The sequence below is a fragment of the Waterburya sp. genome, from assembly GCF_058530065.1.
In genome coordinates this window covers 1-5,213 of the sequence record NZ_JBZNBU010000286.1, presented here as the reverse complement: position 1 = coordinate 5,213, position 5,213 = coordinate 1, and the positions used below count along the sequence as shown (strand labels likewise).

Below are 5,213 nucleotides of genomic sequence, written 5' to 3'. Positions count from 1 at the left end.
TCTTGTATTTAAACCAGAAAAAAATCCTCCAGGATTGAAGGATTTTTATCGAATTGCTGGGAATCAGAGTTTAAAGACTAAAAACTATTCTCTTCGAGCAATTATTTTATCCCGAACTAAGATTATTTAGCCCAGCGATCGCGCCACTTGACCGTACCTTCTTCTGCTACAACCCAGCGACGACCAGGGATATTTTCTCTTAGAGGAGATTGACCTTCCCGCCAGAGGGCATATTTAAAAGTAATCAGTTTACCCGCACTCTCGTTAAAAGGTATTTCGCCAAACCAGGTATTTTTATTGATGTATTGTAAAGGATAGGCTTTGGCAATATCCCAGTTACCCAATTCGGGGCAACTCCCCGTTACGACTACTGTTTCTCCTGGTTGGGTATCGACTCCATTTAGTTGAACTCTAACTATGGTTTGACCTTTGACTCTCTCTCCTACTTGACTAATGACGATCGCTTCTTTAGAGGCTAATTCTAAATCGGTAATATTGCCATCTACCACTTCAAATTTACGACGAGTCAAGACACAAGTATGAGTGCCATCGGGTAGTTCGGTATTAATGGATTCGATAGTCGTGGCTTCCCCTCGATTGAGAATGACGAACAATAAAGAATCCCGATAGCGACGAATGTAACTATAAACATCTGGAGTAACTAGTTTTTGCCACTGACTGCCCAAAGATACCGCAGGATTGAGACGACGCAAACCAGATAATAAACGTACGTTGCGATATAGAGGGCTTTCTGTATCCCAACTAGTCATCATTGGACGATTGTAAGGATCGTTGTTACCGTAGGGGTTGCTATCGGCATTAGTGTTGTCATGGAGATATTGTTCTGTACCGTAAAACAGACAGGGAATTCCGCGACTGGTCATCAATAGGGCGATCGCCAAATGTAACATTTCTGGATCGCCATTGAGACTTTGGAAACGGTGCATATCGTGGTTGTCGATAAAGGTAATCAACTCCGTCGCCCCATCGTACCGATAGTCTAAGTCTAAGACTTCTTGAACTAATTCAAAACCTTTAGGATCTTCTACGCCCAAAGCATGACGAATCGCCATGCACAAGCCAAAATCTAAAACAGTCATGCCCGAATTATTGGCAAATTCTAGCGATCGCTCGTCATGGGGGCTATTGTAAATCCACTCGCCAAAGATAAATACATCGGGCTTATGTGCCTGAATATCGGCGTTAAACTCTTGCCAAAACCAAATTGGCATATGTTTGACCGTATCCACCCGCAAGGCATCTACACCGCGATCTAACCATTGCTTGATGGCTGATTTAATATATTCTCGATAATGGGAGTTGTTTTCGTTAAAAGTAGCTAACCCCGCTAACTCGCAATTTTGTACTTGCCATTCATCTTCCCAATTAGTCACCTCACCGTAATGGTGATACCAATTGTCTTTATCGTCGTTAAAGTCTGCTATTTTTTTGCCGTCGTCGTATAGTTCTCCTTTTTTACCATCTACGTCGGGATAACTATGATTGCACACAATATCGAGAATGAGCTTCATCTTGCGCTGATGTAACTCTGCAATCAGGCGATCAAAGGTAGTATTTTTTTCTTCTTGGGTGGCATTGAGAGAAGGATTTTCGTCTTTACCAATAAAACGAGGATTAATTCTCTTAAAATCCTTTGTCCAATAACCGTGAATGGCTGCGCTTTCTACAAACAAACCTTCAACTTGCTCGAAAAGAGGAGTCAGCCAAATTGCCGTTACCCCAAGATTCTTTAAATAATCCAGCTTATCAATAATTCCTTGGAGATCCCCACCCCAATATTTGCCCCATTGTTCTTTATCGCGATCGTAAAGTTCGGGATTTTCTCCCGCACTATTATCTACATCTCCGTCATTAAAGCGATCGACCACAATAAAGTAAATCGTTTCTTGGCGAAATTCAATGTCCCTGGTGAAAATAAAGTCCAGATCTAGGTCTTTTTCGGGCTTGGCTTCCGAGGCTAAAGTCTGTAATTCTTGTTTTGCTTGATTTTCCGTGATTTGAGACTGTTTGGCAAAAAATGCAGTCATAAAAAATATTTTAAAAAGCTTTCAAAACTAACTTATGTTTAGTCAATTTTTTAGTTTTGTGTCAAATTGCTTAAATTTTATTTACATTTTTAAGTTGGTGGCGATCGCGATCTTGTATAACAAACAGTCTCTCAGTATCAGACAAAATAAAGCGGTATCTTCAAGGACACCGCTTTATTTTTGATTTACCAACAATTTAAGGTGACTCGAACTATTCTGCTTTCACTTCAGAATTTGTTTTAGATTTTGCCAGCATTAAATTAGAAGTATTGACTTGGAATTGATAGCCGATACCAAAATCTAGCGGTTTTATTTCATCTCGATTGTTGGTATATATTTGTCTTAATTCTGGCTGATAGCGATTACTGAATAAAGCGATTGGAGTAGTGTAGTTGCCATAAAATTCTAAGTTCCAATCATTATTATTAAACGAATTTAAAGGCATTCCCGAATCGTCTTGCAATAGATAATTACTATGATTGAGAGCGATATCTTTAATCTCAGCAAAACTATCATAATACATTAAATAAGAAGCAGCCTTGAGATAGGTCACGGAGTTGTCTAACTGAGCAACAAATTCTTTAATTTCTGGATGCTTGCTAATACCATCATTAGATAAGTCAGTAGAGAAATAATAAAGAGTACGGGGTTCTTCTGCTCCTTCAGGAAGATAAGCAATTTTTACTCCAGGGATTAAACCTTCGGCTAAAGGTTGTACTTTTGCTTCTTTATTTAAACCTACATAATCTACATCTAAAATGCGATTGTTAGTTCGTGCCATAAAGACATATAACAAAGGTAAAACTCCTTGTTTTTGGAGGTCTACTTTCATATCATTCGTACGAAAGAAACTAAATTGCAAAATTGCATAAAGAGAGTTTCTAACTTCCCGCAATTTATAGTCAAATTGGGAATTATTCAGACTAGTAAGGTCGGGAACAGAACCTACTGGTTCTAAACCAACAAGAACCATTTCTTTTGCTTCGGGAAATAAGGAATAACTATAGAGAAAATCAGGGCCACTAAAAGGATAAAAAATACTAGGTTGACTGGCATTAATATTCTTTAATTCTTCAGCAGACCATTGTTGAACTTTAGAAATTTGTCGTTCTTTTAACTGCGACCAAGAATTGTTGAGGGTATTGTAATGAGACTGCCAAGCTGGACTATGTTCTAAAGTTAAAAACTCCTCGCTAGTTTCAGTTTTAATACCAGCTAAAAGTTTGGCGGTATTAGTTAAGTCAGCTGATTGTTTTAGGTCAAATTTGGCTAAATGATCGATTTTTTCTTCTATAATTACAGCTTCAGTATCGTTAGTAGCTTCTGTCTCAGAAATTGTCTCTTTAGTAATGACTTTATTATTACCATTATTACAACCTGGGAGTAATAATAAGCCACTAACTATAGCAGTTATTAGAAATAGTGTTTGAGTTTTTTTGCTTGAATAAGTCATCTCGATATCTCCTAAAAATTAAACTAAATAACAATACAAATAGAAAAAAGATTTTTAAGATCGATTGTCCATTGACAAAGGCTGTAAAGCTCTTTTATTTTTCATGGCAACAAAATAAACCATTAAACCAACTAGTAAAGTAGTAATTCCTGCTAAAGACTCTGCTGGTTTGTCCATTAAAATAAAAACTAACATCCAGAGAGAAATTCCTAAGAATACTAAAGGTGTAACAGGATAACCCCAAGTTTTATAGGGACGTTTAGCATGAGGATAGCGAAAACGATACACAAATACTCCCAATACTGTAATAAATGAGGAAAGAGTGAGAGTAAAACCCAAATAAGTAATGACGCGATCAAAACTAGAAGTAATTAATAAAATAATTACAATTGCCAGTTGTAAAAGAATTGAATAATAAGGAATACCATTAATATTTTTCTTGGCTAATACTTTAAACAAAGGAATATCTTGACCGATTACTTGGGTTACTCTAGGCCCTGCCAAAACCATCGAACTAATGGAAGAGATTAAGCCAAAAGAAATTAAAATCCCCATGATTTTCGCTCCCGAAGCTCCAAAAATTTGCCCCGCAGCAATGTAACCAACTTCCACTTCTCCAGCCAAACTATCGAGGGGAGTACTGTACAAAAAAATAAAATTGAGTAATAAATAAAGACCGATAACGATCGCAGTTCCCCCAATCAAAGAACGAGGAATATTTTTTTCTGGTTCTTCTACTTCACTAGCCAAATAAACCGCAGCATTCCATCCTGAATAAGAATAGGTAACATAAATCAAAGAAATAGCAAAAGGCGAGCTAAAAATTAAATTAAGATCTTCCCCAGAAGGGAAAAACTCCAAGCCTTGACTGTTAGCTAACAACAATCCACAGCCAATTAAAATCAAAATCAGCAGCACCTTCAAAACAGTAAAACCCTGTTGAAAATAGCTACCCAATTTTAAATTTCTTGTATGTATTAAAGAAACACCAATTACTACGAATAAAGCGATCGCTCTAGGAGAAACTATCGGAAATACACTAGAAAAATAAGCTCCCAAAGCCATGGCAGCAGCTGCAATAGGTGCAGCAAATCCTACCGTTACCGATACCCATCCCGATAAAAAACCGACTACAGGATGATATATTCGAGAGAGATAGTAATATTCGCCTCCAGAATGAGGCATGGCTGCACCCAATTCGCTATAACTAAGGGCGCCACAAATAGCAAAGATTCCTCCTACTAACCACAACAGTAAAAGAGTAAATCCCGACTGCAAATCTACTACTTGAAACCCCAAGCTAGTAAATACGCCAGTGCCAATCATATTGGCAATAATAATACAAGTCGCGGTCGATAAACCGATTTTGGATGAATCTGTCTTGGATGACATTGAATCAGTTTGTAGGGTACATTATAAAATTACCCAGATTGAATACGATCCATATCACTGACAAACTACCAATAGTTATTTACCCCCGTTTTTAATTGAATAGCTCTCTGGGAAAATTTACTAGTTCTTAGTTCTTAGTTCTACCCCTGTTAAGGTGAACCTTTGTACTATCTAGAACTTAAGTACCCAAGCAGAATTATTTATATATTTCTAAGGGTGAACGAAAAAAGGTGTGGGAGTTCGACGCTTTAAGTAATGAGTAACGAGTAACGAGTAGCAGCGTCCATTGTCGTTACTCGTTACTTTTTACTTGTTACTTC

Annotated in this window: 3 protein-coding genes; all 3 read right to left on the bottom strand. The window is 37.4% G+C overall.

Going from position 1 to position 5,213, the window contains the following annotated elements; genetic code table 11:
* Positions 1-122 precede the first annotated feature (122 nt).
* Entirely contained in the window at positions 123-2,048 is a 1,926-nt protein-coding gene (locus AC33VI_RS17255) for an alpha-amylase family glycosyl hydrolase (RefSeq protein ID WP_491783499.1), read from the bottom strand.
* Positions 2,049-2,259: 211 nt separating this feature from the next.
* Positions 2,260-3,501, bottom strand: a complete 1,242-nt coding sequence (locus AC33VI_RS17250; protein ID WP_491783498.1) for a hypothetical protein — start codon at positions 3,499-3,501, stop codon at positions 2,260-2,262.
* Positions 3,502-3,555: 54 nt separating this feature from the next.
* A complete protein-coding gene (locus AC33VI_RS17245) occupies positions 3,556-4,893 on the bottom strand; it encodes an APC family permease (RefSeq protein WP_491783497.1) in 1,338 nt (445 codons plus the stop codon).
* Positions 4,894-5,213 lie beyond the last annotated feature (320 nt).

Bases quoted from the DNA above. Each gene is read 5' to 3' on its own strand.
- AC33VI_RS17255 (WP_491783499.1), bottom strand. From the start codon at position 2,048: ATGACTGCATTTTTTGCCAAACAGTCTCAAATCACGGAAAATCAAGCA.
- AC33VI_RS17250 (WP_491783498.1), bottom strand. From the start codon at position 3,501: ATGACTTATTCAAGCAAAAAAACTCAAACACTATTTCTAATAACTGCT.
- AC33VI_RS17245 (WP_491783497.1), bottom strand. From the start codon at position 4,893: ATGTCATCCAAGACAGATTCATCCAAAATCGGTTTATCGACCGCGACT.